Raw genomic sequence first — 3,325 nt, forward strand, 5'->3', positions numbered from 1 at the left:
CACTGTGTCGTGCCGGGGCCCTCGGTACCGGACTCGATACGGGACCGGGCTCAGTTGAAGGAATCGCCGCAGGCGCAGGAGCCCGTGGCGTTCGGGTTGTCGATCGTGAAGCCCTGCTTCTCGATGGTGTCGACGAAGTCGATCGACGCACCCTGCACGTACGGGGCGCTCATCCGGTCGACAGCGAGCTTGACACCACCGAAGTCGACGGTCAGATCACCGTCGAGGCTGCGGTCGTCGAAGAACAGCTGGTACCGCAGGCCGGCGCAGCCGCCGGGCTGGACGGCGATCCGCAGCGCGAGGTCGTCGCGTCCCTCCTGGTCGAGCAGAGCCTTCGCCTTCGCGGAGGCGGCCTCGGTCATGATGACGCCGTGGGTGGCGGTCTCTTCCTGGACGGTCATGGGGCGCTCCCTGTCGTTGGGTACTTGTCGGTCGTTCGTGTCGAACCCGGACGTGTCAACGGTACCGCGCCCGGATTCATTCCTCATGCACGAGTCGCTCACATCCGTGGTATGGGCGTGTGACGCACGTCGATTTTCCCGTTTCCTCGGATATCCCATAGCCTGGAGAGGTGAAGTTGCTACGCCGCGGTGGTTCCGACGAGTCCGGTGATCAGGGCGTGTCCGCGTCCGATGTCACTTCCCCCGAGTCCGATCGGGCCGCCGAGCCCGCAGGCACGGGCAAGACCACCGAGGGGAAGGGCCGCCCCACACCGAAACGGCGCGATGCCGAAGGCCGCCGCCGCGGACCGGTCGCCCCGGCCCCGCTCACCGCGAAGGAGGCGCGTGCACGCCGCAAGGCCGCGCGCAAATCCAAGTCGAAGGAAGAGCGGAAGGCCGAATCCGCCGAGCGTCGCGCCGCCGCATCCGAGCGCCGCAACCGGATGCTCGCCGGCGAGGAGAAGTACCTGCTCCCCCGCGACCGCGGTCCGGTCCGGGCCTACGTCCGTGATCTCGTGGACAGCCGCCGCAATCTGGTCGGGTTGTTCATGCCGCTGGCACTGGTTCTCATCATGTCCATGTTCCTCGGGACGGTGGTGCAGCAGTACGTCACGCTGGCGATGTTCGTGATGATGCTGCTGATGGTCATCGAGGGTGTCTACCTCGGCATGATGGTCAACAAGAAGGCCCGTGCCCGCTACCCCGATTCCACCGACGGCGGCTTCGGGCTCGGCTGGTACGCGTTCGTGCGCGCGTCGCAGATCCGCAAGCTGCGCGCACCGCTGCCCCGCGTGAGGCCGGGCGACGCGGTCTGATCGGTTTCCCGCCCCGATCGCCGAGGTTCGGGCCGGACGGCGTCGACGCGCAGCGGTGCCCGGCGGAGCCACGCGGGCGCGGTGGTGTCGCGGCGGGTGTTGATAGCGTGCCAGCGGTGATTCCCCATGTGAGAGGTGACCTGTGAGCAGCGACGCCGCACCCCGCGCCGACATCGACTTCCCTTCGATCGACGCACCCGATCGACAACTGTACGAACGGGCCCGGGAACGGCACCGTGATCTCACCAAGCCCGCCGGCTCCCTCGGTCGCCTCGAGGATCTCGGGTGTTGGATCGCCTCCTGTCAGGGAATCGTCCCCCCGCGACAGTTCACCCGTCCCCGCATCGTCGTGTTCGCCGGCGACCACGGAATCGCACGGGACGGCGTCTCCGCGTATCCACCCGAGGTGACCGCGCAGATGGTCACCAACCTCGTCTCCGGCGGCGCCGCCGTCAACGTGCTCGCCGCGACCGTCGGCGCCGGGGTCCGGGTCGTCGACATGGCCGTCGACGCCGACACCGCCCCGGACGTCGCCGCCCACAAGATCCGTCGATCGAGTGGTCGCATCGACCGGGAGGACGCCCTCACCCACGACGAGGCGGTGCGCGCGGTCGCCGTCGGCAGGGAACTCGCCGACCGGGAGGTCGACGAGGGTGCCGATCTGCTCGTCGCCGGGGACATGGGTATCGGTAACACCACCCCGGCGACCGTGTTGATCGCGACTCTCACCTCCACCGAACCGGTCGCGGCGATCGGCCGCGGAACGGGCATCGACGACGAGGGCTGGATGCGCAAGGTCACGGCCATCCGCGACGCGATGCGACGTGCACGGCCGCACGCCCGGGATCCGCTCGCGCTGCTGCGTACCGCCGGCGGGGCCGACTTCGCAGCCATGGCCGGTTTCCTCGCGCAGGCCGCGGTGCGCCGCACCCCGGTGCTGCTCGACGGCGTCGTGGTCACCGCGGCGGCGATGGTCGCCGAGGAGTTCGCGCCCGGCGCCCGCCGCTGGTGGGTCGCCGGGCACCGCTCGGTGGAACCGGCGCACACGATCGCGCTGCGGCACCTGCGACTCGAGCCTCTCGTCGATCTCGACATGCGCCTCGGTGAAGGGTCGGGCGCGGTCGCCGCACTGCCGTTGTTGCGCGGCGCCGTCGCGGTGCTCGCCGACATGGCGACGTTCCGGGAAGCCGGAGTCAGCACACGCGAAGACCCGTCCGACGCCACGGCCGACTGATGCTGCGTGCCGCCGCGACCGGTGTCACGCTGGCCGCATCGTGGTTGACGGTGCTGCCGGTCCGCGGCCCCGACACCGTCGACCGTGACGCGGGCCGGCGCGCAATCGCTGCCGCACCCGTCGCAGGTGTCCTGCTCGGCGTCGGCGCCACCGCCGTGGCGTGGGCGTCGTCCGCCGTCGGTGTTCCCGGCCTCGTCACCGGACTCCTGTGCGTGGGCTTCCTGGCGGTCGCGACCCGGGGCATGCACGTCGACGGACTCAGCGACACGGCCGACGGGCTGGGGTGCTACGGCGACCCCGACCGGGCACGCACAGTGATGCACTCGGGCGGTGCCGGGCCGTTCGGTGTGGTCGCGCTCCTGGTCGTCCTCGGGCTGCAGGCCGCATCGTTCGGGGTGCTCGCCGACGCACGGTGGTGGCCCGCGATCGGGGTCGTCGTGGCGGTGGGCAGGGTCGCAGTGGTGCTCGCGTGTCGCCGCGGGATCTCCCCCGCCGAGGGCAGCGGGTTCGGAACGCTCGTCGCCGGGACGCAGGGGCCGCTCCTCATCGCCGGCTGGGCGCTGGTGGCGGCCGCTGCCGCCTGGTGGTGGCTTCCCGGACCGTGGTGGCTCGGGCCGGCTGCGGTCGTCGGTGTTCTCGCGGCGGGCGCGTTGTTCGTGCGGCACTGTGTCCACCGTTTCGGTGGCCTCGGCGGCGACGTGCTCGGTGCCGTGCTGGAGGGAACGGTGGCGGCGCTGGCCGTCGTCGCGGCGACCGCCCTCTGAGCCCTCCTCCCCCGTCATCCACCTCGCCTCCCGGGCCCGGTACGGGTGAGGCCGCGACCGTCGGTCACGGTC

4 protein-coding genes are annotated in these 3,325 nt (G+C 71.2%); 3 read left to right on the forward strand and 1 reads right to left on the reverse strand.

Annotated elements, in window-relative coordinates; genetic code table 11:
• Positions 1–50 precede the first annotated feature (50 nt).
• Positions 51–401 carry a HesB/IscA family protein gene (locus LDQ05_RS19405; protein WP_226438585.1) on the reverse strand — a complete coding sequence of 117 codons (351 nt, stop codon included), beginning with the start codon at positions 399–401 and terminating at the stop codon, positions 51–53.
• 170 nt (positions 402–571) lie between these two features.
• Here LDQ05_RS19405 and LDQ05_RS19410 point away from each other — a divergent pair, with 170 nt between their 5' ends.
• The 3 genes from LDQ05_RS19410 to LDQ05_RS19420 all read left to right on the forward strand — a co-directional run bounded on the left by LDQ05_RS19410 (position 572) and on the right by LDQ05_RS19420 (position 3,253).
• A complete protein-coding gene (locus tag LDQ05_RS19410) occupies positions 572–1,255 on the forward strand; it encodes a DUF3043 domain-containing protein (RefSeq protein WP_226438586.1) in 684 nt (227 codons plus the stop codon).
• Positions 1,256–1,442: 187 nt separating this feature from the next.
• Positions 1,443–2,489 (forward strand): nicotinate-nucleotide--dimethylbenzimidazole phosphoribosyltransferase, encoded by a 1,047-nt coding sequence (gene cobT, locus LDQ05_RS19415; RefSeq protein WP_372461166.1) that lies wholly within the window; start codon positions 1,443–1,445, stop codon positions 2,487–2,489.
• Complete coding sequence (locus LDQ05_RS19420) at positions 2,489–3,253, forward strand: adenosylcobinamide-GDP ribazoletransferase (protein WP_226438588.1); 765 nt, start codon at positions 2,489–2,491, stop codon at positions 3,251–3,253. The genes cobT and LDQ05_RS19420 overlap by 1 nt, the downstream gene beginning before the upstream one ends.
• Positions 3,254–3,325: the final 72 nt, after the last annotated feature.

Source organism: Rhodococcus yananensis (genome assembly GCF_020515525.1).
GTDB lineage: Bacteria > Actinomycetota > Actinomycetes > Mycobacteriales > Mycobacteriaceae > Rhodococcus > Rhodococcus yananensis.